General features: G+C 43.3%; 22 protein-coding genes, 11 tRNA genes, 2 rRNA genes and 1 pseudogene (1 of these 36 cut by a window edge). 34 read left to right on the forward strand and 2 right to left on the reverse strand.

Annotated features, from left to right (window positions below):
- Nucleotides 1-10: 10 nt before the first annotated feature.
- The 6 genes and pseudogenes from V1500_RS01785 to V1500_RS01810 all read left to right on the forward strand — a co-directional run bounded on the left by V1500_RS01785 (nucleotide 11) and on the right by V1500_RS01810 (nucleotide 7951).
- Nucleotides 11-1960, forward strand: a complete 1950-nt coding sequence (locus V1500_RS01785) for a TniQ family protein (protein WP_409305888.1) — start codon at nucleotides 11-13, stop codon at nucleotides 1958-1960.
- 150 nt (nucleotides 1961-2110) lie between these two features.
- Nucleotides 2111-2527 (forward strand): annotated as a pseudogene (locus V1500_RS01790) (methyl-accepting chemotaxis protein); the annotation flags it as partial.
- 271 nt (nucleotides 2528-2798) lie between these two features.
- Nucleotides 2799-3437 carry an alpha/beta hydrolase gene (locus tag V1500_RS01795; RefSeq protein ID WP_409303950.1) on the forward strand — a complete coding sequence of 213 codons (639 nt, stop codon included), beginning with the start codon at nucleotides 2799-2801 and terminating at the stop codon, nucleotides 3435-3437.
- A 944-nt stretch (nucleotides 3438-4381) separates the two neighbouring features.
- Nucleotides 4382-5866 carry a DEAD/DEAH box helicase gene (locus V1500_RS01800; RefSeq protein ID WP_409303951.1) on the forward strand — a complete coding sequence of 495 codons (1485 nt, stop codon included), beginning with the start codon at nucleotides 4382-4384 and terminating at the stop codon, nucleotides 5864-5866.
- Nucleotides 5867-6006: 140 nt separating this feature from the next.
- The gene (locus tag V1500_RS01805) at nucleotides 6007-6483 is read left to right on the forward strand and encodes a PH domain-containing protein (protein WP_409303952.1); all 477 of its coding nucleotides are present in this window, start codon (nucleotides 6007-6009) and stop codon (nucleotides 6481-6483) included.
- Nucleotides 6476-7951 (forward strand): PH domain-containing protein, encoded by a 1476-nt coding sequence (locus V1500_RS01810; protein ID WP_409303953.1) that lies wholly within the window; start codon nucleotides 6476-6478, stop codon nucleotides 7949-7951. Before V1500_RS01805 ends, V1500_RS01810 begins: the two co-directional genes overlap by 8 nt.
- A gap of 14 nt (nucleotides 7952-7965) precedes the next feature.
- On the opposite strand, the gene V1500_RS01815 is transcribed toward V1500_RS01810, so the two are convergent.
- On the reverse strand, nucleotides 7966-8556 hold the full coding sequence (locus V1500_RS01815; RefSeq protein ID WP_409303954.1) for a rhomboid family intramembrane serine protease: 591 nt from the start codon (nucleotides 8554-8556) through the stop codon (nucleotides 7966-7968).
- 226 nt (nucleotides 8557-8782) lie between these two features.
- Here V1500_RS01815 and acpS point away from each other — a divergent pair, with 226 nt between their 5' ends.
- The 14 genes from acpS (at nucleotide 8783) to V1500_RS01885 (ending at nucleotide 20349) form a co-directional block, all read left to right on the forward strand.
- Nucleotides 8783-9136 carry a holo-ACP synthase gene (acpS, locus tag V1500_RS01820; RefSeq protein ID WP_409303955.1) on the forward strand — a complete coding sequence of 118 codons (354 nt, stop codon included), beginning with the start codon at nucleotides 8783-8785 and terminating at the stop codon, nucleotides 9134-9136.
- Between the two features lie 373 nt (nucleotides 9137-9509).
- Nucleotides 9510-10517 carry a LolA family protein gene (locus V1500_RS01825; RefSeq protein WP_409303956.1) on the forward strand — a complete coding sequence of 336 codons (1008 nt, stop codon included), beginning with the start codon at nucleotides 9510-9512 and terminating at the stop codon, nucleotides 10515-10517.
- A 247-nt stretch (nucleotides 10518-10764) separates the two neighbouring features.
- Nucleotides 10765-11934 (forward strand): alanine racemase, encoded by a 1170-nt coding sequence (gene alr / locus V1500_RS01830; protein WP_409305889.1) that lies wholly within the window; start codon nucleotides 10765-10767, stop codon nucleotides 11932-11934.
- 143 nt (nucleotides 11935-12077) lie between these two features.
- Nucleotides 12078-12359, forward strand: a complete 282-nt coding sequence (locus V1500_RS01835; protein WP_409303957.1) for a CopG family ribbon-helix-helix protein — start codon at nucleotides 12078-12080, stop codon at nucleotides 12357-12359.
- Between the two features lie 7 nt (nucleotides 12360-12366).
- The gene (locus V1500_RS01840) at nucleotides 12367-12717 is read left to right on the forward strand and encodes a type II toxin-antitoxin system PemK/MazF family toxin (protein WP_126866561.1); all 351 of its coding nucleotides are present in this window, start codon (nucleotides 12367-12369) and stop codon (nucleotides 12715-12717) included.
- 485 nt (nucleotides 12718-13202) lie between these two features.
- Nucleotides 13203-14030, forward strand: a complete 828-nt coding sequence (locus tag V1500_RS01845) for an RsbT co-antagonist protein RsbRA (protein ID WP_409303958.1) — start codon at nucleotides 13203-13205, stop codon at nucleotides 14028-14030.
- A gap of 1 nt (nucleotide 14031) precedes the next feature.
- Complete coding sequence (locus V1500_RS01850; protein ID WP_409303959.1) at nucleotides 14032-14388, forward strand: STAS domain-containing protein; 357 nt, start codon at nucleotides 14032-14034, stop codon at nucleotides 14386-14388.
- A 3-nt stretch (nucleotides 14389-14391) separates the two neighbouring features.
- On the forward strand, nucleotides 14392-14790 hold the full coding sequence (locus V1500_RS01855; protein WP_409303960.1) for an anti-sigma regulatory factor: 399 nt from the start codon (nucleotides 14392-14394) through the stop codon (nucleotides 14788-14790).
- An 11-nt stretch (nucleotides 14791-14801) separates the two neighbouring features.
- Complete coding sequence (locus V1500_RS01860; RefSeq protein WP_409303961.1) at nucleotides 14802-15812, forward strand: PP2C family protein-serine/threonine phosphatase; 1011 nt, start codon at nucleotides 14802-14804, stop codon at nucleotides 15810-15812.
- Between the two features lie 59 nt (nucleotides 15813-15871).
- On the forward strand, nucleotides 15872-16204 hold the full coding sequence (locus V1500_RS01865) for an anti-sigma factor antagonist (RefSeq protein WP_409303962.1): 333 nt from the start codon (nucleotides 15872-15874) through the stop codon (nucleotides 16202-16204).
- The gene (gene rsbW, locus V1500_RS01870) at nucleotides 16201-16674 is read left to right on the forward strand and encodes an anti-sigma B factor RsbW (RefSeq protein WP_409303963.1); all 474 of its coding nucleotides are present in this window, start codon (nucleotides 16201-16203) and stop codon (nucleotides 16672-16674) included. The genes V1500_RS01865 and rsbW overlap by 4 nt, the downstream gene beginning before the upstream one ends.
- A complete protein-coding gene (gene sigB / locus V1500_RS01875) occupies nucleotides 16652-17443 on the forward strand; it encodes an RNA polymerase sigma factor SigB (protein ID WP_409303964.1) in 792 nt (263 codons plus the stop codon). Before rsbW ends, sigB begins: the two co-directional genes overlap by 23 nt.
- Complete coding sequence (locus V1500_RS01880; RefSeq protein ID WP_409303965.1) at nucleotides 17440-18048, forward strand: SpoIIE family protein phosphatase; 609 nt, start codon at nucleotides 17440-17442, stop codon at nucleotides 18046-18048. The genes sigB and V1500_RS01880 overlap by 4 nt, the downstream gene beginning before the upstream one ends.
- 132 nt (nucleotides 18049-18180) lie before the next feature.
- Complete coding sequence (locus tag V1500_RS01885) at nucleotides 18181-20349, forward strand: Tex family protein (RefSeq protein ID WP_409303966.1); 2169 nt, start codon at nucleotides 18181-18183, stop codon at nucleotides 20347-20349.
- A 57-nt stretch (nucleotides 20350-20406) separates the two neighbouring features.
- On the opposite strand, the gene cmpA is transcribed toward V1500_RS01885, so the two are convergent.
- Nucleotides 20407-20520, reverse strand: a complete 114-nt coding sequence (cmpA, locus tag V1500_RS01890) for a cortex morphogenetic protein CmpA (protein WP_409303967.1) — start codon at nucleotides 20518-20520, stop codon at nucleotides 20407-20409.
- Nucleotides 20521-20704: 184 nt separating this feature from the next.
- On the opposite strand from cmpA, the gene V1500_RS01895 reads away from it, so the two are divergent.
- From V1500_RS01895 to V1500_RS01960, 14 genes are all read left to right on the forward strand, one after another.
- Entirely contained in the window at nucleotides 20705-21169 is a 465-nt protein-coding gene (locus V1500_RS01895; protein ID WP_409303968.1) for a SprT family protein, read from the forward strand.
- Between the two features lie 143 nt (nucleotides 21170-21312).
- Nucleotides 21313-21387 (forward strand) — tRNA-Asn (locus V1500_RS01900).
- A 6-nt stretch (nucleotides 21388-21393) separates the two neighbouring features.
- A tRNA-Ser gene (locus V1500_RS01905) sits at nucleotides 21394-21484 on the forward strand.
- Between the two features lie 30 nt (nucleotides 21485-21514).
- Nucleotides 21515-21586 (forward strand) — tRNA-Glu (locus V1500_RS01910).
- Between the two features lie 60 nt (nucleotides 21587-21646).
- Nucleotides 21647-21722 (forward strand) — tRNA-Asp (locus tag V1500_RS01915).
- Between the two features lie 74 nt (nucleotides 21723-21796).
- Nucleotides 21797-21871: transfer RNA gene (locus tag V1500_RS01920), tRNA-Gln, on the forward strand.
- A gap of 3 nt (nucleotides 21872-21874) precedes the next feature.
- Nucleotides 21875-21950 (forward strand) — tRNA-Lys (locus tag V1500_RS01925).
- 10 nt (nucleotides 21951-21960) lie between these two features.
- Nucleotides 21961-22045 (forward strand) — tRNA-Leu (locus tag V1500_RS01930).
- 57 nt (nucleotides 22046-22102) lie between these two features.
- Nucleotides 22103-22188, forward strand: a tRNA-Leu gene (locus V1500_RS01935).
- Between the two features lie 17 nt (nucleotides 22189-22205).
- Nucleotides 22206-22282: transfer RNA gene (locus tag V1500_RS01940), tRNA-Arg, on the forward strand.
- 4 nt (nucleotides 22283-22286) lie between these two features.
- Nucleotides 22287-22363: transfer RNA gene (locus V1500_RS01945), tRNA-Pro, on the forward strand.
- A 33-nt stretch (nucleotides 22364-22396) separates the two neighbouring features.
- Nucleotides 22397-22470, forward strand: a tRNA-Gly gene (locus tag V1500_RS01950).
- Between the two features lie 180 nt (nucleotides 22471-22650).
- A 16S ribosomal RNA gene (locus V1500_RS01955) occupies nucleotides 22651-24200 on the forward strand.
- Between the two features lie 344 nt (nucleotides 24201-24544).
- A 23S ribosomal RNA gene (locus V1500_RS01960) occupies nucleotides 24545-25383 on the forward strand (it continues 2107 nt past the right edge of the window).
- The 16S and 23S rRNA genes sit together here with 11 tRNA genes alongside, the layout of an rRNA operon.

The raw sequence follows: 25383 nt of genomic DNA on the forward strand, positions 1-25383 counted from the left end.
GCGTTTTTCTATTAGGCCGCCGTTAATGCCTGGTGAATCAATGAGTGGGTATTTATTACGATTGTGTAGTAGTAATCACATCAAAATTTCATCGTTGTTAAATCAATTAAAAGAAAAGACAATTGGAAGAAGAAACGAGTTCTTACTGGACGTCTTTCCTGAGGATTTAATAAGTATCTTACATCTTTCTATGTATACTACCATACCATCAGAATCATTGATAGAGCATACCTTTGGTGTCGCCTTTCAGAAGTTATACGGAAGTCAGAGGGGAAGTAAACTATCATTTATACGGGATATAAGTCAATTAATGGTGAAAGATTGTAGACGGTTTTGTATCAAATGTTTGGAAGAGAAGGGGATCTATAAATTGATTTGGCAGGTCAAAGACATTCTGTTTTGCGATATTCATGTGCTGCCATTAGAACACAAGTGTGTCGTTTGTGGAGAAGCCATGCCTTATTTACATGATAGTTTAATAGATTATACATGTCCTAATTGTCATGAGTCTTTTTTGCAAATGAATCAAAGTGTCATAAATGATTCACACTTGTTAGATATGCAAAAATCAATCTATCACGATTGGAGGTTCTTATTGAATCCTGCCAGGCAGTTAACCTGTGGCATAGCTGGGTTTTCTACTCAGCAGTCTCTGGCAATTGGATTATTATTCATGAATTCGACTGTTGAAAATTCACAATATGGGCCATCTACAACAATTCCTTATCTAAAACGTCTATTTAATAACAACAAGAGAAAACGCTCGGTATTACTAAGTGACCTCATTACATTAAAAAGACAATTTTCTATTTCTATTGAAGATTTCTCTTCTTTGAAGGTGGATACTGCTTTTGTTGAATCTGTTACTAGGGTAACAGAGGCTAAGTCTACTTTTGGTCCTTGTTTAAGTCCTTGGTGTAAACAGTACGGTGTGAACACCGGGATGAAAAAGGTTTTATCAGACTATAAACGGTTCAAAACGAGATATTTTGGATTGTCGGTATGCACTTCTTGTAATATCCGGTATGGGTATAATAGAGGTAATGAGAAATGGGAGGATGTTCAAAATAAAATTGATTCAATCAAACATACCCTTTCTGTGTTGGAACGAGGGTTAAGTTTCCCCAATATAACTAGACGAGCTGACATTATAGGATATCTGCTATATCATCGATTACTTTCGAATAAAGTTTCAGCAAGGTTTCCTATAAGACAATTGCCGATAGAGTCTATCGAATACTTTTATTCAATTTATGAAGGGTCTACGTCGTTTTGGAAGCTTTACAAAAATTGCAGGCAAAAATCAGACTGGAGTCCATACGAAATAGCATTTTATTTGAGCGGACCAGCTGTTCAATATGAACTTAACTTCTCTAAATTTCATAAAAGAAAAAAGCAGCAGGAAATGATACGAACTGTTGAACACGCTATCCAGCGAAATATTATTGAGTTGCAAACCGAAAGTAAACACTTGACGCTAAGTGATGTTTCTGCCTCCTTAGGTAAACGTAATTCTTTTTTCTGGGAATATGATTTAACTTCAGAAGTTAGGGAGAGCATTGAATCACATAACAAAAAAATACGTGTTGCCGAAGCTGACAAACTGTCTAAGTTAATTGATGTCTTTTTTAAGCAGCCTGTTTCCGCTGAAAGTTATTCCACGGTTTCGGATTTATATAACTTTCTTGGCGTAAATAGAAATTATATAAGGAGGAATTTTATAGAATTGGAACAGTATATTTCTCTAAAGATGAAACAAAGACGGAGACAATATAACCAAATTAAAATTAACAGTTGGACCAAATTGTTGGTTGAAGCTGCCGAAGATTTAATTCGGCATCAAATCCCGCCGACTACTGAGAACCTCGCTAGAGAGACAGGAATATCGTCAAGTACAATACGGAGGTATCCTGAAATTATGAATCATATTCGGAGCCGTTTGAGTAACCGGTTGACATAGAATGATACATAATATTAGTACTCGAAACGGAATACGCCAATTAATTTTATAAAAACCACATAAAATGTCATCAGTAGATATAGAATATGTCAATTTTTTATTATAAAAACCATGAAAATACCCATTTTTTTATGACAGCTGTAGTTATAACTCACATCTTTAAATGCAGCGATTGAGGCTGCAAGGGCTGGAGAGCACGGAAAGGGTTTCTCCATCGTTGCAAAAGAAGTAAGGAATTTGGCACGTCAAACGGAAGAGGCGCTAGATCTTATTCAAAATCAGGTAAATGCGGTTCAGGATACAGTAGTAAAATTTGAGCAAAGCTTTGAATTGCTTTTTAATGAAACCCGCTTTTTCCGGGAAGTAAATCGTGACATCATTCAAGTCCTAGAAAATACGGTAGCAAGTGTTAAAAACAGTGATCGGAAAATCAGCAGCTTTGGAACGGGAGTTGTGGATTTCCAAAAGACGTTTGAGGAAATTACAGGGGCATCGTATCAAATTTCCAGGATGGCAGAGGAGCTTAGCATACTGAATCATGAAATGACAGAGAAGTTTACAAGGTGAAATTAGCTGAAATTTTATCAGGTCCAGCCAGAATCTTGAGTTACTGTCTATTATGTACAGATTATCAATAATTCCATTCATATATCAATATTCCGCCGGGTGAATCAATCGTGAGCTCACAATTGATTCACCCTTTTAATTTGTGGAAGTAAGAGTATATTTAGTGAGAAAATGGATAAGCCTCGTTATAATAGGATAAATATATAGATAAATGGTGATTGGCATGATAGGTTGTCTTCTTATACATGGATTTACAGGAGCGCCGTATGAAGTGGAGCCTCTTGTACAATTCCTTCGGGCACATACGGATTGGAAACTGGCAGTTCCAACACTTCCAGGTCATGGAAAGGATGCCTCTTTAAAAGGAATCGCGTATAAGGAATGGCTGGAAAGTGCGGAACAGGAACTGGAGGCTTTAATCTCGCAATGTGAGCATGTCTACCTGATTGGATTCTCCATGGGAGGCATGATTGCCTGCCATTTGGCTGCCTATTACCCTGTCCATAAAATTGTCCTTCTAAGTGCGGCCGCCAAATTTATAAATATAAGGCAAATGGCAAGGGATTTCAGGGATCTTCTCAGTGATGCAAGGCATGGGGGACTTTCTGACAATGAGCTGTTCAGGAGGTATCAGGATAAGGTATTGAAAACCCCCTTATCGGCTGCTTGGCAGTTTAGGCTGCTTGTAAGCGGACGAAGAAATATTTTAAAGGATGTCCGAATTCCTGCATTCATCGCACAGGGAACATCGGATGGGATTGTTCCCCTTAAGAGTGCTGAGTACATTTATAAAAATTTGGCCTCCCAAGATAAACAGCTTTATATGGTGGAGGGAGCGAAGCATTTGATTTGTTATTGCGATGCAAGGGAGGAACTGTTTTCTGCGATCCATTCTTTCCTTGAAAACTAGCCGGCAGGGTACAGAATAAGAGGAGAAAATATCCTTTATTGCATTAGAGTTGTTTAAATGGTAACATACACTATGAGATTTGTGAGCTATACTCCGTCTGCACATAATATGCGGACTCCGGCAGCTTAGTTGTCTGCCTAAGAAGCGAGCAAGCATCTCTTACTTTTCTTAATGAAAGAGAAATTTTCGTTATAAGGATTCTGTGTAAAAAGAATTTTATAATCTGAAATAGGCCATGCGTCTTGAATTTTTAGTAAAAGCTGACAAACCGGCTTTTATTGCTTATAGGAAAGCATAGATCACCGGGACTCGAGTTCTTTTGTGAATTAATTGAACAAGCCTTTGGGCAGGATACATTTTTGATGTTATTTTCGTTCTCTGTGATTTTTCCACTATTTCCTCCTTTACGCTTATATAGGGCCTGTTTTTAAGTATGACAAGCTTGCTCACGCCAAGTTTTTCATGTAGATTTGGAGTTTACACTTCACCTACATAGGGTATTATGGTGCAGCTGCCCTCACCTGAACCGGCAACCGCCGCGCATGCTACTTTACAATTCCGTCTGATGAATTTGATTTTGGTTACATGTACTGTTAAAAAGTGATTGATTAAGTCCATTCAGGGAAAACTACAATTGAATGGGATGATTTTTTAGATTTAAGAAAGTATGAATACTTTCTTGGCACATAAGAAAAATGTGGGTTCCGGGATATGGATTAATTCGCCTGTGCCTAATTCCTGTTAGGCAATCCGCGGGGTTATGTTCCGTGAAGCCATCTTTAAGGAATTGGCAGCCAGCTGGAGGCACCTCGTTTTTCTCATGTCTTTTTAATAAATCAAGATTGAGTTCTTAAGTTTTTTAATTGTAGTCATTCTTTTAGGTGATAATGAGAAAAACTTTTTCTTAAGAAACAATTCTTTATTAAAAAAGGAGTACGAACACATTGACATTGTTTAGCGAATTAGGATTAGACAGATCCACAATGAAATCTATAGAAAAAATGGGATTCGAAGAAGCAACCCCAATCCAGGCACAGACTATACCTTTAGCGCTTGAAGGAAAGGATATTATCGGACAAGCACAAACAGGTACTGGAAAGACTGCTGCATTCGGAATTCCTTTGATGGAAAAAATAGATATTAAAAATGAAAATGTTCAGGGCATTATCATAGCTCCAACTCGTGAGCTGGCCATACAGGTGTCTGAGGAGCTTTTCAAGCTTGGTTACGGCAAGCGCGCACGCGTATTAGCGGTTTATGGCGGACAGGATATAGATCGCCAAATCCGTGCATTAAAGAAAAACCCTCATATCATTGTCGGTACACCTGGACGTCTACTAGATCACATCAAACGCAAAACCCTGCGTTTGAATGGCGTATCCACTGTCATTTTGGATGAAGCGGATGAAATGCTTAACATGGGATTCATTGAGGATATCGAATCAATCCTTTCTGAAGTACCTACTGAGAACAGGCAAACCCTTCTTTTCTCAGCTACAATGCCTGATCCGATCAGAAAGATTGCAGAACGGTTCATGACTGACCCAACCATTGTGAAGATAAAAGCCAAGGAAATGACTGTATCCAGGATTGAACAATACTACCTGGAATTAAGGGAAAATGAAAAGTTTGAAGCTTTAGCCCGTTTGATTGATATACAGACGCCTGAATTGGCGATTGTATTCGGTCGCACAAAGCGCCGGGTCGACGAGCTGTCTTCCGCGTTAAATGTTCGCGGTTATATGGCTGAAGGCATTCATGGAGATCTAAGCCAGGCAAAACGTCTTTCTGTTCTGAAGAAATTCAAAGAAGGAAGCATCGACGTACTTGTGGCCACAGATGTAGCAGCACGTGGACTGGATATTTCCGGTGTTACTCACGTTTACAATTTTGATATCCCACAGGATCCTGAAAGCTATGTACACCGCATCGGACGTACTGGACGTGCAGGCAAGCATGGTGTGGCAATCACATTCATCACACCAAGAGAAAGAGGCCAGCTGCAAGCAGTAGAAAACACTACGAAGAAGCGTATGCAGCGAATGAAAGCACCTACTTTGACAGAAGCGCTTGAAGGGCAGCAGAAGGCAGTAACCGAAAAAATCCTTAACTCTGTGGAAAATGAGGACCTGACCCTTTATCTATCCCAGGCTGAGGAGCTTCTAACTAAGCACAATGCTGTCGATTTAGTGGCAGCGGTGTTAAAGCAAATGACAAAAGAGCCGGATACTACGCCTATCAAATTGACAGAAGAGTCTCCACTGCCAATGAGACGCGACCGCAATCGTTCTGGCAGCAACCGTTCACGCGGAAATGGCGGAAGAGGCGGAGCGCAGGGACGCAAGGATTATGGACATAAACGCGGTGGAAGCAATAACCGCGGCGGCGGCCGTCCTTCTGGACAAAGGCGAGAAAAGCTAAATAAATAATATAAAGGAAGCATCCACCATTGAACAGCGCCGCTGCTCTCTGGTGGATGCTCTTTTTTATTGAAGCCTAATGAAGATGCCAGACTTATATAGTATAATTTTACCGTCCTAATAAAAAATCAGAATAAGGGGGAACAGCGTTGCTTGAACCTCAAAATAAAATTTCAAAGAAAGCCTTAAAGGTGTGGAGGCTTTCCGGAGTTTTGATATCCGCGGCCAGCTGGGTTGCCGTTGCCATCCTATGTACAGTAACCATTATCTTTAATTGGGATCAATGGATCATTTTCGGGAGTGTGCTCTTTTGTTGTGCAGAGACCTATCTGTTTGTCAAGCTATTTCCAGATATGAAATGGAAACGCTGGCGGTATGAAGTCAGAGAATCGGAAATAGAAATACAAAGCGGGATATGGGTAATAACCAGGACACTTGTACCGATGGTCAGGGTCCAGCATGTGGAAACGGAGCAAGGCCCTCTCTTGAGAAAATATAACCTGGCATCCGTCAAAATATCAACAGCGGCCACCCTGCATGAGATACCCGCACTGGAAATGCTTGAAGCGGATGAATTGAGACATAGGATATCAAGGCTTGCCAGTGTGGAGGAAGAAGATGTCTAAAGAAAAGAGGCTGCATCCGATTGCCGCTGTATCCAATGCATTCAAGCTTATAAAAGAATCGTTCCTGCCGCTTATAGCACTGCTCGTTTTTGGGGGAGACAGACATGGGCCAAGTGCATTATTGGATATTTTCCTGGTCCCATCACTTGTTGCAGGATTAATTGTTTACGGCATTCTTAATTGGTACAGATTTACTTATCGTATTGAAGATAGGGAAATCCGCATAGAGTCAGGTGTGTTGTTCAAGAAAAAAAGATATATCAGATTTGAAAGAATACATAGCATCGATGTGTCAGAGGGAATTCTGCAGAGGCTGTTTGGGCTGGTGAAAGTCAAAATCGAAACTGCAGGAAACAAGGGCGGCAGGGCTGAAGCAGAGCTTACCGCGATTTCTAAAGCAGAAGCCGTCGAAATCGATAGACTATTCTTCCAGGTTAAATATGCCGCAAGTGATCCGGTCCTTGATGCTGACCATATGTCTTCAGAAACTCAACACGAACACTCAAAAAGTGAACCCGGTACGAATATTTTCAGCCTATCTTTCAGGAAATTGCTTTTGATGGCAGCAACTTCAGGAGGTGTTGGCGTCGTTTTTTCCGGGACGGTTGCGTTCATTAGCCAATTTGATGAAATCATTCCGTTTGATGCTGTTTTTAAGGGATTTGCCCAGTTTGCCAAAAGCAGTGTGCTTACGATCTCCCTCATGCTGTTTATAGGACTTGTTCTTGCATATTTTGCAGCGGCAGTAGGAGTGCTTCTAAGGTACGCGCATTTCACCGTCTGGAAAAAGGATGAGGATATCATAATCACGAGGGGCCTTTTGGAGAGAAGGCAGCTAACCATACCTATAAAAAAAATTCAAGGTATCCGGATAACGGAAAATTTGATGAGGCAGCCTTTAGGCTATGCTACGGTCTATGTAGAATATGCGGGAGGTTCCGTACTGGATAAAGAAAGCGCCAATATCATGCTGTTTCCCATCATTAAAAAGGAAACCCTTGCTGACTTGGTGCAGCAAACAACTGGGGATTATAAGGCTGATAGTGAGCTGAACCCTGTGCCAGCACGCTCGTTCTCCAGGTATATTTGGAGAAAAGGGATATTAGCTCTTCCGCTGGCAGCTGTATGCAGTATTTTATATTGGCCTTGGGGCTTGATCACTTTCGTTTCACTACTGCCTTTGGCTGCACTGTGGGGTTATTTTTGCTACAAAGATGCAGGCTGGTTACTTAATGGCTCCCAGCTCCAGCTTCGATATCGATTTTTATCCAGGCAGACTGTTGTCTTGCGAAAAAACAGAATTCAATCCATGGATTTTGAAAGCAACTGGTTTCAACAAAAGAGGCAGTTATCTTCTTTGTCAGCGACAGTTGCGACTGGAGCTGCTCCAAGGACAGGCGAAGTGAAGGATGTTGACTTAGCTGACAGCCTTAAGATAAAGGCATGGTTCTCCAATGGAAGGAGATGAAAGAGAAGATAGGCTTACCATAGAGGGGCAGCTTTTTTTGATAATAGTGGAGCGATCAACAATCCGGCTGCCAATCCGCCAAGGTGACCCGTATGATTTATACCGGGCTGGATAAATGTCAGTATGATACCGACTATGGCCAGGCTATATATCATGATTCTCTTTTGCCGGGATAACAGTGATTTTTTAAAAATAGAAAAAAATAAGTAGAACCCCAATAAGCCATATAATGAACCGCTTGCACCCACATGAATATAAGTAAGGGGATGGACAAGATAAGTAATGATATTGGCGATTATACCTGTACATACAAATAACAATAAGAGCCTAACAGATCCTATCGAACTCTCTAGTGCTTCTCCAAGTATATAGAGCGCAACGCAGTTAAACATTACATGTTCAAAGCTGCTGTGAAGGAAAATCGGTGTGATTAAGCGCCACCATTCTCCATCCGCTATGTATAAATTTATACCGGACAAGCTTTGATATAGAGACAGCCTGGGGAAAACGGGAAGGGAAAGCAGCAAATAAAATATCAAATTGGCAGATAGCAGCATGCTCAGTACTGGGTAGTGCTTTGCCATCTGAATAAAGCGTCCAAACACCTTACATCATCCTTTTTTTTATGTAGTTTGGCGGCTTTTCGGGGAGACAGCTAAGGGCTGCCCCGTGCCGGATAAATTGATCAATGGATACGTGCTGCGGAGTTATTGCGTGTTAATTCCACGTCTGCAGTTTGGTCCGGCGTTTGAATTCATTGTTTTATTGGGGTACCATGACTTGTACTTATATATATGCTTGAGATGAAGCATTAGAAGGAGGTGCAGCGGTTTGATAAAGGGAATTGGAATGGACATTATAGAGATTGACAGAGTAGCACAGATTATCAATCGCAAGCCGAAATTTGTGGTCAGGATCCTGACGGGTCATGAAAAGGAAAAATGGGACCGTCTGGAAGGCAGCCGCAGAAATGAGTTCCTGGCAGGGCGCTTCGCTGCGAAAGAGGCCTTTTCAAAGGCTTTAGGTACGGGTATTGGGAAACATATCTCATTTTTGGATATAGAGATACGCAATGATGAGAACGGAAAGCCATACATCAATAAGCCATTTTCAAGAGGAGTGCATCTTTCCATTACTCATAGCAGGGAATACGCTGCTGCACAGGTAATAATTGAAGAAGAATAAATCTGGAGGTTCCGTTTTTAATGGGGCTTTTTTTTGTGGTACATGCAACTCTATCTCGCATTATAGCCCGGGGCAGGTTGTAACTTGCCTGGTTGATCATAGGTTTGCCATTTTCTTTGAAGCCTTCACAGACATATTAGCACGGGTTGTCTCATATAATCATATTGCTATAGGGAGACAAGGCCCGGTAAAAGATACATTGCAGGAAAGGCTCACAAGAAAAGTGTCTGCATGCCGATGATAGTTGGTTAGAGCAATTGCAGAAGACAGCATAAGCCTTAACATCCTTGCCGAGATCTGTGTTAACCTCAGGTGTCTGGACCCGCCTTTTCCTCTCCCTTTTACGTTTATAAAACAAAAAGGGGTTGAAAAGATGAAGAAGTTGCTAGCGCTTTTTGCGGGGATCACGCTTATATTCGCCCTAACCGCATGCGGACAGAAAACACAAGATGACGTTATCCGTGATTTGGATGAGAAACTACAGGAGATGAAGGGCTACAAGGCGAATGCCAAAATGACCTTGAAAATGGGGACTGAACCACAGGTCTATAATGTAGAGATCTGGCATAAGGATCCATCGTTTTACAGAGTGAACCTCAGGAACTCAAAGAAAGATCAAAGCCAGATGATCCTCCGTAATGATGATGGTGTATATGTGCTAACACCGGCTTTAAATAAAAGTTTCCGCTTCCAGAGTGAATGGCCGAAAAACAGCAGCCAGGCATATTTGTATGAATCATTAGTCAAGGATATTATCGAAGACAAAAGCGCCACCTTCAAGGAGACAGACAAGCATTATGTGTTTGAAACAAAAACAAGATACCAAAATAGCAAGATGCTTCCTTACCAGACGATCACGTTCAATAAGAGAGACCTTTCCCCTGTGAGTGTCAAGGTGATGGATTCCGACCGCAACGCCTTGGTGACAGTCGATTTCTCAAAGGTAAAATTTAATACATCGTTTGACAACGACGCATTCGATATGAAGAAAAATATGACAGGCGCTCAATTAGAGGTGCCGGTCATGGGCAAAGAAGATAAAGGATTTGCGGTTAAGTACCCGTCCTTTGAATTGGATGGAGTCAAGCTGACTGACGAAGCGAAGCTGGATACAGAGGATGGAAAGAGAGTCGTCCTGACCTACGAAGGGGAAAAGAGCTATACTTTGATCCAGGAAAAGGCTGAAGTTGTACAGACACTTCTTGTTTCAAAAAGTATCAATGGTGAGCCTGTTGACCTGGGATATACCGTGGGGGCAATGACTGACAACACAATTTCCTGGACGCATAATGGAATCGATTACTTGCTTGCGTCAGAAAATTTATCTGCCGCTGAAATGGTGAAGGTAGCAAGGTCAGTCGACGTAGCGGCTACAAAATAATGAGCAGGCCCCGGCTAAGCTTTCATTTGCTTGTGCTTTCGGAGAGGCACTCTATGAAAAGGGAGCCGGGCCTCTATGTTTTCAGATCATAGTCGAGGGATTGGCAGTTGGTTTATTTCTGGAAAATAAACTCTTACCTTCGCTTTCTCCTTTAAATTATATATATAATTGTCTATAATGTGGACATTGGAGTGTTCAGAAGCAGTTTACGCATGATAGAAGGAAGGTTTAAGAGTTGGAAACCGAAATGTTCCACAGAGATACCTGGGCTGAAATAAATTTAGACAATTTGTACCATAATGTAGCGTCTATGCGAAAGCATGTTTCCCCAGACGCAAAATTGTTTGCGGTTGTAAAGGCCAATGCCTATGGGCACGGTGATTATGAAGTTGCTCAAACAGCGTTGGAAGCGGGAGCGGATTATCTTGCTGTCGCCTTTTTGGATGAGGCACTTGCCCTTCGGAAAAAGGGAATCGATGCGCCTATCCTGGTGTTAGGGGCCACGAGACCGGAGAGTGTTAATCTTGCGGCCGATTTTAATATTGCACTAACCGTATTTCAGCAAGAATGGGTTGACCGCGCCAAGGAAGTAATTGGTAAAGGGGAATTCCTTCGCCTGCATATCAAGTGTGATACTGGCATGGGAAGGCTAGGCGTTCGAACCGAAATGGAACTGACCGAGCTTGAGAATGTAATAAGGCCTGTTCCCGAGTTCATGTTAGAAGGTATTTATACTCATTTCGCTACAGCGGATGAACTAGATAGCGAATACTATGATAAACAGGTAAAAGGCTTTAATCGACTGCTGTCCAGCCTATCAGAAAGGCCGTCGATTGTCCACGCAAGCAACAGTGCTTCCGCATTGAGACACCCGGACAATGATTTCTCGGCAATAAGAATGGGCATTACCATGTATGGATTGACTCCTTCATTGGAAATTAAAGATTCGCTTCCTATAGAGTTAAAACAGGTCATGTCGTTAAAAACAAAGATTGTTCACGTGAAAGAGCTTTCCGGGGGAGAGAGCATAAGTTATGGAGCTGCGTATACAGCCCCCGGACGGGAGTGGGTGGCTACATTGCCGGTAGGCTATGCTGATGGCTGGCTTAGGAAGCTGCAGGGCTTCGAGGTACTGGCCAACGGTAAACGGGTACCGATTGTAGGGAGAATTTGTATGGACCAGTGCATGGTCAGGCTCCCTGAGTTTATGCCGGTCGGCACAGAAGTAACATTAATTGGCCAAGCTGGGGATAAGTTTATTTCAATGGACGAAATTGCCGTTAAAATGGAAACGATAAATTATGAGGTTCCATGCATCATTACGAACAGGGTTCCAAGGGTGTATCTCCGGTCTGGAAGAGTCAAGAGAATACTGAACCCTCTATTACTGGAAGAAAATAACAAGTTGGGTATTTGAGGGTACGAACATGAATAATAATAAGACTTTTATGCTGATAATAATATAGAGTCCCGAATATACTCTTTGCATGGCAGCGATTTAATGGTAATATGGAAAAGGATATATAATAAGGTGTGTAGTGATGGTGGAGGTGTATGTTTGTGTCTGAATCCAGCGCAACTAGAGAGATATTAATTCGATTACCTCAAAATTTTTTATCCGAATTAGATGGGTATGTTAGAGAAGAGAATGTAAATCGCAGTGAACTTATTTATCGTGCGACGAAAATCTACCTTCGCGAACGTAAAAAAAGAGAATTTCGTGAATCTATGAAACGTGGTTACATTGAAATGGCAGCCATTAACTTGACAATTGCATCTGAAGCATTTTTGGCAGAATATGAGGCCGAACATTGTGTCGAACGTTTAGTCAGCGGAGGATGAACCTTTGATTGTTGTTAAGCGTGGTGACGTATACTTCGCAGACCTGTCTCCGGTTGTCGGTTCAGAGCAAGGTGGAACTCGTCCGGTACTGATCATTCAAAATGATATAGGCAACCGCTTTAGTCCTACTGTGATTGTGGCAGCGATAACGGCGCAGATTCAAAAGGCCAAACTGCCTACGCATGTTGAGATTAATGCCAAAAAATATGGATTTGAACGTGATTCAGTCATCCTTTTAGAACAAATACGCACCATTGACAAACAGCGTTTAACCGATAAGATTACTCATCTCGATGAAGCGATGATGCAAAAAGTCCAAGATGCCTTGCAAATTAGTTTAGGTCTTGTAGAATTTTAATTAACCTATCAGACGAAAAGTTCGTCGTTTTTATAATTTAATACACAAAAAACAGTAAGATAAAACAGCTCCGATATACGAGGAGCTGTTTTTTTATTAATAATCGGAACCGCCTTGATGTATCGGGGACATTCTTAAGGCGCCAGTCCCCGGTAAAATTGGTTTCACAGTTTTCTAGAGCAGGATCAATATGACTTTGCGCAAAAAGTTAAGGGTCCGGTCAAATATGTTGAGTAAAATTGCAGGGAAAACAGTATCATTTGACGAATGAAAGTGATAAATATTATAGTGAAAAAGTGGGGAAGTACAACAATTTTTTATATATATATTTAATGCATTTTTCTTGAAACTGAGCAGAAATTAAGTCGGAAGATATAAAAATTTTGGCACAAGGGAACGGAGTGCAATTCAAAGTTACATACTGCCACCGGCACTGACGGGCTTGTGTTTGCTGTGCAGAGGTATGCTCAGAATGGGAGGATATTATGAATCAATTGGTTTACAGTTATATCAGGGAGAACCAGGAGAGTATACTGGATGAGTGGATGCAAAGGATGAAGGAGACTGCAGATGAGCGCCTGATTAAAGTGGTTTCCGACCAGATGTTCACCCGAACCAGCAGTGAGTTCATTGATATAATTGTCCTTAATCTTGAGAGGAATAAGGAGGAATTTGCTAATAAGCTGTCAGATTTTGCGGAGAAAGTTGTGCAGCTTGGCTGGCCGCTAACATTTGTGGATGAGGGTCTGCGAAAATTCAATGTCATTGTGTTTGAAGGTATGGTAAGGGTGGGAATGGTAAATCCGGAAAATCAGATTGACATTCTTACCGGTCTTGAAGAATGGTCTGCACCCATGAGCAGCGAAATTATCAATATATACACCCAAACATGGGAAAGAACGGTGTGGCTTCAAAAGATAGCCCTTCAGGAGCTGTCAGCCCCTCTGATTCCCGTTCTGGAAGGCATCACTGTCATGCCCCTCGTGGGCACAATAGATACAGAGAGGGCTAAACAGATAATGGAAAACCTGTTAAATGGGGCTGTTAAACACCGCTCTGAGGTGGTGTTGATAGATATTACAGGTGTACCTGTAGTCGATACCATGGTGGCACACCACATCATTCAGGCGGCCGAAGCGGTTCGCCTGGTGGGGGCAAAATGCATGCTGTGTGGAATCCGCCCTGAAATTGCCCAGACGATTGTCAACCTGGGTATTAATTTAAATGAAGTTATCACGAAGAATTCGTTGAAAAAAGGAATTGAAGCAGCCTTAGAGTTGACTAGCCGTAAGATAGTCGAGGTGGGTGAATAGAATGAGAATACCAATTTTAAAATTATATGATTGTCTGCTTGTATCAATACAATGGGAACTTGATGACGCTACAGCACTTCAATTCCAGGAGGATCTGCTACATAAAATTCACGAAACGAGTGCAAACGGTGTAGTAATTGACATCACTTCCATCGACTTTATCGACTCCTTTATAGCGAAGGTGCTGGGCGATGTATTCAGCATGTCCAAACTAATGGGTGCGAAAGTCGTAATAACGGGGATCCAGCCGGCTGTAGCGATTACACTTATCGAATTAGGGATCAGCCTTGATGATGTTCTTACAGCACTAGATTTAGAGAAAGGCCTGGAGAAACTACAACAGGAATTGGGGGAATGATGTATGGACCAATCCTGTGTAAAAATTATAAATGAGTGGGACATCGTGGCTGCGCGCCAGCTTGGGCGCAATGTTGCGAAGGAGCTGGGGTTCGGCACAGTGGACCAGGCTAGAATCACCACAGCAATCAGTGAACTTGCAAGGAATATTTATTTATATGCCGGGCAGGGCATAGTATGCATAGAGAAAATATTTGATGGCGGGAGATCGGGAGTCAAGATTTTAGCTGCCGATGAAGGGCCCGGCATCCAGGACATCCGCAAAGTCATGGAGGATGGATATACGACTTCCGGTGGATTGGGAGCGGGTCTCCCGGGAGTGAAACGTCTTATGGATGATTTCGATATTGAATCGACGCCAGGAAAAGGCACGAAGATTACTGCTACGAAATGGCTCCGTTAGGGGGAGAAAGCATGGATATCAGAGAGAACATGGAAGAAAAGTACCGTGAAGCTCTCTCCACATATTTAAAAGAACAGACTGAACAAGCGCTATACCAGGGCCAAAAATTAAGCCGGAAAACAATTGAGCATAAGGTATCGCCTGAAGAAATTATAAACTTCCATAAGGGTGTATTGATGGATATTTTTCCTGAAACACCCGGGGAAGTTCTTCATTCCCTTGACTTCCTTTTAGAGGTTATGATGGGATATGGCATTGCATACAGGGAACATCAAAGCCTGCGCCACCAGCAGCAGGAACTGAAATCGGAAATAGAAATTGCTGCAAATGTCCAGCACACGCTTCTGGAAACCAGCATTCCCGATGTAGATGGACTGGAAATCGGGGCTATAAGTGTTCCTGCAAGACAAATGAATGGAGACTATTATCACTTTGTACAGGATGAAAGTGAATGCGTTGGCATAGGTATTGCGGATGTAATTGGGAAGGGGATTCCTGCAGCATTATGTATGTCTATGATCAAATACGCCATGGACAGCCTGCCGGAGCATCGCCACGCCCCGAGCAGTGTGCTTGAAAGTTTGAACAGGGTGGTGGAACATAATGTTGATCCAAGTATGTTCATCACCATGTTTTATGGTCTTTATAATCCTCATAACCATATATTTTCTTACGCTTCAGCAGGCCATGAGCCGGGTTTCTATTATGAAGCCTCCACGGGAACATTTAAGGACCTGGATGCTAAAGGATTATTGCTGGGCGTAGACAAAAAAACAAAATACAGGCAGTACGAAAAACAGGTTGAGCCGGGAGACATGATTGTCCTCTTGTCTGATGGCGTGACAGAATGCAGAACAAGTGAAGGGTTTATCGAAAGAGAAACCCTAGTTGAATATATACACAAAAACATTCACCTAAGCGCACAGGAAATTGTAAATAATATTTATAAAGAGCTAGAGAAGCTCCAGCATTTCCAATTGAGGGACGATTTTACATTGATCATTTTAAAAAGAGACGTTTGATTGTTGCTTTTCTGGGTAAATATTAATTGGAATGAGTTCAAAAAGGTGGGTCCAAGTACATGAATATAACGATTGATGTTAAAGATATAAATTCAACTGTCGAAGTACAAGTAAAAGGTGAAATCGACGCCTATACTGCACCTAAATTGCGTGAATCACTTTTTCCGCTCTCGGAGCAGGAAGGAGTGTCAATGGTGGTCGATTTGAGTGAAGTAAATTATATGGACAGTACAGGACTAGGTGTTTTCGTAGGATTATTCAAAAGTGTCCGAGCCCATGATGGACAATTTAAGCTTGTTGGGCTGTCGGAACGCCTGCGTCGTCTGTTCGACATCACTGGCCTTGCGGATATTATCGATATTAAAAGTGATGCAGAGGGTGGGTTAGCATGAACCAAGCATATGACTACATCGAAATGAAAATACCTGCCAAGCCTGATTTTATCGGCGTGATCCGCTTGACACTTTCTGGTATAGCAAGCCGGATGGGTTTTTCATATGACGATATTGAAGATTTGAAAATTGCAACAAGTGAAGCTTGTACGAATGCAGTACAGCATGCATATAAGGAATCCGAAAAAGGCGAAGTTAAAATTGCTTTCGGACTTTATGAGGACCGATTAGAGGTCATGGTTTCAGACAATGGGAAAAGCTGTGATTTTGATGATGTACGCCAGGGTCTCGGCCCTTACGAAAATGGGCAGAATGTTGAATTCCTAAGAGAAGGAGGCTTGGGCCTTTACCTCATCGAAACCCTAATGGACGAAGTTAAAATACATCAGCATGACGGGGTTACGGTATTTATGACTAAGTTCTTAGAAGGAGAGCAGGTGGAGATGGATGCAAAAACACTCTCAACCTAATCAATCGACGAAAGAACAAGTCAATGAATGGATAAAAGCGTATCAGCTTCACCAAGATGAGGAAGCCCAAAGTCAACTAGTCCTGCATTATCAAAGCTTAGTCGAAACTATCTCCCGCAAGTACTCAAAAGGAAAATCATATCATGAAGATATTATCCAGGTTGGCATGATTGGCCTCCTGGGAGCGATCCGCCGTTACGATGAGTCCTTTGGCAAAAGCTTCGAGGCTTTTGCTGTACCTACCATAATAGGCGAAATAAAAAGGTTTTTGCGAGATAAGACCTGGAGTGTCCATGTACCGCGAAGAATCAAGGAACTAGGCCCAAAAATTAAAGCTACCGTTGAAGAACTGACTACGGTTCTGCACCGCTCTCCAAGAATAGATGAAATTGCCAACCATCTTGAAGTTGCCGAGGAAGAAGTTTTGGAGGCGATGGAGATGGGCAAAAGTTATCAGGCTCTGTCTGTCGATCATTCTATTGAAGCGGATTCGGATGGCGGCACTGTTACCTTGCTCGATATCTTTGGGAACGTGGACGAAGGATTTGAACGTGTTAACCAGAGGTTGGTACTCGAAAAGGTATTGCATGTGTTAAGTGATAGAGAAAAGAAAATTATTCAGTATACGTACCTTGAAAACTTAAGCCAGAAAGAAGCCGGCGAACGACTTGGCATCTCTCAAATGCACGTCTCGCGGCTTCAGCGAAGAGCGATCAAAAAACTTCAAGAAGCAATCAATGCCGAAAACAATTCGGAGTTTGTTCAATGATCAAAGAAATTCTCAGGGAAGACAGGATAGAAGTACTGGTTTCCCAGTCTTCGAAGAATGACATGCCATATTGCGGCGATGGATATTTTTTCATTAACACAGAAGATTATTTCTTGTGTGTACTGGCTGACGGATTAGGGAGCGGAAAATTCGCATATGAATCATCATTTGCGGTAACAGAGGAAGCAAAAAAGTATCATGACAAAGGCGTTGAATCATTGATGGCCATCTGCAACAGCACTCTTGTTAATAAAAGGGGTGCAGCGGTGTCCGTGCTTAAGCTTTATTATGATACAAAGGAATTTGTTTATAGCTCTGTTGGCAATATCCGATTCTTTCTTTATAATCCGGAATCAGACAAACTTGTCTATCCCTTACCTGTAACTGGCTACTTATCGGGCAGACAACAAAAGTATCACACGCAGAGATTTAAATACGAGCCCAATGCTAAATTTATTCTGCATTCGGACGGCCTTCAGCTTCAAGGAGCAAAAGCGATTCTTAAAACTTATAGTTCTTTAGAGCAAAATGCCAAAGTCATCTTACAAAATAATCCGATACATTCGGATGATACTACGTTAATACTTGGAAGCTTACTATCATAACTTATGATGGTAAGCTTTTTTATTTCATAACAACATACTGCCCGAAGCTTGTGTGGGTAAAATGTATGGAGAATAGCGTGCTGAAAGCAGATTTGATAGACTATATACATATCTATATGCTGGAGGATAAATATGAACGCAGAAATAGACCATTTACAAGCGGTGGTATCACAAATTGCGAAAGAAATGACTCTGAAAATAAACCAGGTAAAAAACGTTATTAATTTACTTCAGGAAGGCAATACTGTTCCATTCATTGCGCGTTATAGGAAGGAACTGACAGGATCGCTGGATGAGGTCCAATTACGCAATGTTATGGAACGTTGGAATTATCTTGAAAACCTTAGAACCAGAAAAACAGAGGTAATCAGGCTGATCGACGAGCAGGGCAAGCTTACTCCTGAGCTTAGGGAGCAAATCTCAATTGCCGGTAAATTGCAGGAAGTAGAAGATTTATATCGTCCCTTTAAACAAAAAAGACGAACGAAGGCGACGGCAGCTAAAGAAAAAGGACTGGAGCCGCTGGCTGCATGGATGTTGCAATTTCCACCAAGTCCGGGTCTGGAACAAAAGGCACAAGATTTCATATCTGAAGACGTTCCATCTGAAGCTGATGCTATTGCCGGAGCCAAGGATATTATCGCTGAACAGCTGGCGGATGATGCAGAGATAAGAAAATGGATACGTGCTGAAATAATTAAAAATGGACATGTTGTTTCTACGGTAAAGCAAAAAGAGAACGATGAGAAGAAGATTTTTGAGATGTACTATGAATACGAGGAACCTGTTCAAAAGATTGTTCCCCATAGAGTATTGGCGCTAAATCGCGGTGAAAAGGAAGAGGTTTTGCGCATTGCGGTCAGGCCTAAAACTGAACTGATCCTCGCGTATCTAGAGAATAAAATAATTAAAAATCCGGATTCCACAATGGCGAAAACGGTGAGGGATGCAGTGGAAGACAGCTTCAAACGACTAATCATGCCCTCGGTGGAACGGGAAATTAGAAAGGAATTAACAGAGAAGGCTGAGGATCAGGCCATACATATTTTTTCAGAAAACCTCCGAAACCTTTTGCTTCAGCCGCCTTTAAAAGGACAGGTTGTTCTTGCGGTAGACCCTGCTTATCGCACAGGTTGCAAGCTGGCGGTGGTTGATGAAACCGGAAAAGTTATGGATATAAGTGTAATTTATCCTCATCCTCCCGTTTCGAAAACGAAAGAAGCACAAACCAAGCTATCCGCCATGCTAAGACAATACAAAGTAGATATAGTAGCAATCGGCAATGGAACAGCATCTAGAGAAACAGAGCAATTTGTTGCTGACACATTAAAAGAGGTACAGGGATCTATCTCCTATATCATTGTCAATGAAGCTGGGGCTAGCGTATATTCTGCATCAGATATAGCCAGACAGGAATTTCCGGACCTTCAAGTGGAACAGAGAAGTGCTGTTTCCATAGGCAGGCGCCTTCAGGACCCATTAGCTGAATTGGTTAAAATCGATCCGAAGTCAGTTGGGGTAGGCCAATACCAGCATGACGTATCGCAAAAGAAATTATCTGATTCGCTGACGTTTGTGGTAGAAACTGCCGTCAATCAGGTGGGAGTAAACGTTAATACCGCTTCTCCTTCCTTATTGCAGTACGTGGCAGGTTTGTCCAAATCAGTGGCACAAAACATCGTAAAGCAGAGAGAGGAAGATGGCAAGTTTACAAGCAGAGCAGACTTAAAGGGCATCCCCCGCTTAGGAGCGAAAACATACGAGCAATGTATCGGTTTCTTAAGGATCATTGACGGTTCGGAGCCATTAGATCGAACTTCCATTCATCCTGAAAATTACGCAGCGGTTAACAAATTGTTAAAGAAGCTTGGTTTTACAAGGAGTGACCTTGGCACAGAACAGCTTAAAAAAGAACTTTCTGTGGTGGATAGGGTTACTTTGGCACAAGATTTAGATATAGGAGAAATTACATTAAAGGATATTATTGATGCGCTTATCAAACCAGGGAGAGACCCGAGGGACGAGCTTCCAAAACCGCTTTTAAAACAGGATGTATTAAAGATGGAAGACCTTAAGACGGGAATGGAGCTGCAAGGCACAGTGCGAAATGTGGTGGATTTTGGTGCATTTGTTGATATCGGAGTAAAACAAGATGGGTTAGTCCATATTTCCAAGCTCAGCAATAAATACGTAAAACATCCCCTTGATATCGTATCAGTTGGAGATGTTGTGACTGTATGGGTGGAGCAGGTAGATGTCAATAAACAAAGAGTTTCTTTGTCAATGCTGCCTCCTAAATAATTATCCATTCACCTTCGGATACTATCTGAAGGTGATTTTTGTACTTTCCATGAAGATTCAAATATTTGTCTTCCGAAGGTAAAAGAACCAGCATTGGTTGAGCATTTTTATCTGGGATGTATCCTTATCAAAATAAGCCTTTCTCATTTGTTTTTCAAACCATCTTGGCATGGTATGACCTCCTGAATATTTTTGATGGCCCCAGAGATCAAGAGTTAAAGGGCTGCCGTAGCTGCTGCTGTTTCTTTGAAAATTTAGCTGCGAATCAATGGATTGATAAGCATTCGCTTAACATTTATTTATTAATTGTATGTTATAATAGTTTGTCATGTTCCTGTAGGAAAGGGGAAAACCGTTGGATAATACAGAACTGCAGATTTTAGTTGAGAATATTTCCAGCGAGTTCTTTGGGAAACCATTTATTCATAAGGCGAGGTTTAACCCAAGATTAAGAACGACTGGCGGCCGCTATTTGTTGAGTTCACATGATATCGAAATAAATAAAAAGTATCTAGAAGAGTATGGAACAGAAGAATTGATCGGAATTATTAAACATGAACTATGTCATTATCATCTTCATTTAGAAAAAAGGGGCTATAAACACAGGGACGCGGATTTTCGCAGGTTACTGGCAGAAGTCGGTGCTCCGCGTTTTTGTACCGCACTTCCCGAGAGTGAAAAGAGAACATCCAGGAAGGTGCTAATTTACAGATGCTCTGGATGCGGACAAACCTTTACGAGAAGAAGAAGGATTAATACAAGCAGATATGTTTGTGGAAAATGCCGAGGAAGTTTACAATTCTTCAAGGAAATCAAATAGCTGTCTACAAAGAAACGAAAAAAATATTATAAAAGTGTTGACTTTCTTACTTAGGCTCCTTATAATCATAAGAGTCGACAAAACAACACGGCGTTGAAACAAAGGGTTGTGAGCGACTTGTCTCTTATAGAGTTATAAACTATTCCGCAGTAGCTCAGTGGTAGAGCATTCGGCTGTTAACCGAACGGTCGTAGGTTCGAGTCCTACCTGCGGAGCCATCTTTTGGGGAAGTACTCAAGAGGCTGAAGAGGCGCCCCTGCTAAGGGTGTAGGTCGCGTAAGCGGCGCGAGGGTTCAAATCCCTCCTTCTCCGCCATTTTCTTCAATTAAGCACAGCGAATATCATGGCCCCTTGGTCAAGCGGTTAAGACACCGCCCTTTCACGGCGGTAACACGGGTTCGAATCCCGTAGGGGTCACTTTTTTAAAAAAAGCAAAACATTTGGTTTTGTAGCTAGACATTTATTTAAACAACTTCTGGTCCCGTGGTGTAGCGGTTAACATGCCTGCCTGTCACGCAGGAGATCGCGGGTTCGATTCCCGTCGGGACCGCCATTTTTTATCTGGAAGAAAGCAACACTTGAAACCATATCTTTTACATGGTACATTTAATTCCTGTGATTTTTCATTGGGCTATAGCCAAGCGGTAAGGCAACGGACTTTGACTCCGTCATGCGTTGGTTCGAATCCAGCTAGCCCAGCCATGTGAGCCATTAGCTCAGTCGGTAGAGCATCTGACTTTTAATCAGAGGGTCGAAGGTTCGAGTCCTTCATGGCTCACCATTATAATAATGCGGGTGTGGCGGAATTGGCAGACGCACCAGACTTAGGATCTGGCGCCGCAAGGCGTGGGGGTTCGACTCCCTTCACCCGCACCACTAATTACCAGTTGATTTCATTTAGGAAATTGGCTATGATAGTATATACCGCTATACGCGGTCGTGGCGGAATGGCAGACGCGCTAGGTTGAGGGCCTAGTGGGGGAAACCCCGTGGAGGTTCAAGTCCTCTCGGCCGCACCAAATAGAACGAAATTCAAGCGCCCGTAGCTCAATTGGATAGAGCGTCTGACTACGGATCAGAAGGTTATGGGTTCGACTCCTTTCGGGCGCGCCATATGCGGGAAGTAGCTCAGCTTGGTAGAGCACTTGGTTTGGGACCAAGGGGTCGCAGGTTCGAATCCTGTCTTCCCGACCAGGCCAAAACAAGTAATTCTTTATTCAATATTATGCGGGTGTAGTTTAATGGTAAAACCTCAGCCTTCCAAGCTGATGTCGTGAGTTCGATTCTCATCACCCGCTCCATTATTGCTCTTTGAAAACTGAACAAAACAAGCGCCAGATTCTTGTTTCTTCTATAAGAAATAAGACGTCTAAATAATAGTGAGTACACACTTTAAAAGTACAAGAGTTAAGGATCATCGGCTAAGATCGTCACGTCCTGTGACAACGCCGATGTTAGCACATCCATGTGCGTCACAAATTCTATCGGAGAGTTTGATCCTGGCTCAGGACGAACGCTGGCGGCGTGCCTAATACATGCAAGTCGAGCGGACAGAAGGGAGCTTGCTCCCGGAAGTCAGCGGCGGACGGGTGAGTAACACGTGGGCAACCTGCCTGTAAGACTGGGATAACTTCGGGAAACCGGAGCTAATACCGGATAGGTTCTTCCCCCGCATGGGGGAGGATGGAAAGACGGTTTCGGCTGTCACTTACAGATGGGCCCGCGGCGCATTAGCTAGTTGGTGGGGTAATGGCCCACCAAGGCGACGATGCGTAGCCGACCTGAGAGGGTGATCGGCCACACTGGGACTGAGACACGGCCCAGACTCCTACGGGAGGCAGCAGTAGGGAATCTTCCGCAATGGACGAAAGTCTGACGGAGCAACGCCGCGTGAGCGAAGAAGGCCTTCGGGTCGTAAAGCTCTGTTGTCAGGGAAGAACAAGTGCCAGAGTAACTGCTGGCACCTTGACGGTACCTGACCAGAAAGCCACGGCTAACTACGTGCCAGCAGCCGCGGTAATACGTAGGTGGCAAGCGTTGTCCGGAATTATTGGGCGTAAAGCGCGCGCAGGCGGTCCTTTAAGTCTGATGTGAAAGCCCACGGCTCAACCGTGGAGGGTCATTGGAAACTGGGGGACTTGAGTGCAGAAGAGGAGAGTGGAATTCCACGTGTAGCGGTGAAATGCGTAGAGATGTGGAGGAACACCAGTGGCGAAGGCGACTCTCTGGTCTGTAACTGACGCTGAGGCGCGAAAGCGTGGGGAGCGAACAGGATTAGATACCCTGGTAGTCCACGCCGTAAACGATGAGTGCTAAGTGTTAGAGGGTTTCCGCCCTTTAGTGCTGCAGCAAACGCATTAAGCACTCCGCCTGGGGAGTACGGCCGCAAGGCTGAAACTCAAAGGAATTGACGGGGGCCCGCACAAGCGGTGGAGCATGTGGTTTAATTCGAAGCAACGCGAAGAACCTTACCAGGTCTTGACATCCTCTGACTTCCCTAGAGATAGGGCGTTCCCCTTCGGGGGACAGAGTGACAGGTGGTGCATGGTTGTCGTCAGCTCGTGTCGTGAGATGTTGGGTTAAGTCCCGCAACGAGCGCAACCCTTGATCTTAGTTGCCAGCATTCAGTTGGGCACTCTAAGGTGACTGCCGGTGACAAACCGGAGGAAGGTGGGGATGACGTCAAATCATCATGCCCCTTATGACCTGGGCTACACACGTGCTACAATGGATGGTACAAAGGGCAGCGAAGCCGCGAGGCCGAGCCAATCCCATAAAGCCATTCTCAGTTCGGATTGCAGGCTGCAACTCGCCTGCATGAAGCCGGAATCGCTAGTAATCGCGGATCAGCATGCCGCGGTGAATACGTTCCCGGGCCTTGTACACACCGCCCGTCACACCACGAGAGTTTGTAACACCCGAAGTCGGTGAGGTAACCTTTTGGAGCCAGCCGCCTAAGGTGGGACAGATGATTGGGGTGAAGTCGTAACAAGGTAGCCGTATCGGAAGGTGCGGCTGGATCACCTCCTTTCTAAGGATATAAAGGCGTTGGCGCTTATGTTTTGTTCAGTTTTGAAAGAAGCAATTCTTTCAAACCAATAATTACCTTACAGTTCTCATAACGAATGTGTTATGATGGGCAAGTCGCTTTCGCGACATTAGGTAATGAACATTGTTCTTTGAAAACTAGATAACAGTAATAAGGCAAATTTTTTGCGTCAATTTTCAAAACACCGAGATGTAAAAACTGATAATTTGTCAGGACCGAGGGATTCGAGGAAGCAATCGAGCGAGCACCGGAGCGTATTACACATACGTGAGGAGTGAGCGAGTGAAGCTGACGAAGAAGGCCGACGGTCATCACAAATTAGCAATGGTTAAGTTAGAAAGGGCGCACGGTGGATGCCTTGGCACTAGGAGCCGATGAAGGACGGGACTAACACCGATATGCTTCGGGGAGCTGTAAGTAAGCTTTGATCCGGAGATTTCCGAATGGGGAAACCCGCTGCCCGTAATGGGGCAGTATCCTTACCTGAATAAATAGGGTATGGAAGGCAGACCCGGGGAACTGAAACATCTAAGTACCCGGAGGAAGAGAAAGCAAACGCGATTTCCTGAGTAGCGGCGAGCGAAACGGAATTAGCCCAAACCAGAAGGCTTGCCTTCTGGGGTTGTAGGACACTCTATATGGAGTTACAAAGGAACGGGGTAGATGAAGAGGCCTGGAAAGGCCCGTCAGAGAAGGTAAAAACCCTGTAGTCGAAACTTCGTTCCCTCCTGAGTGGATCCTGAGTACGGCGGGACACGTGAAATCCCGTCGGAAGCAGGGAGGACCATCTCCCAAGGCTAAATACTCCCTAGTGACCGATAGTGAACCAGTACCGTGAGGGAAAGGTGAAAAGCACCCCGGAAGGGGAGTGAAACAGATCCTGAAACCGTGTGCCTACAAGTAGTCAGAGCCCTATGGTCTTTTTAAGACAACGGGTGATGGCGTGCCTTTTGTAGAATGAACCGGCGAGTTACGATTTCATGCAAGGTTAAGTTGATGAGACGGAGCCGCAGCGAAAGCGAGTCTGAACAGGGCGAATGAGTATGAGGTCGTAGACCCGAAACCAGGTGATCTACCCATGTCCAGGGTGAAGTTCAGGTAACACTGAATGGAGGCCCGAACCCACGCACGTTGAAAAGTGCGGGGATGAGGTGTGGGTAGCGGA

The organism is Peribacillus sedimenti (genome assembly GCF_046237635.1).
GTDB lineage: Bacteria > Bacillota > Bacilli > Bacillales > DSM-1321 > Peribacillus > Peribacillus sedimenti.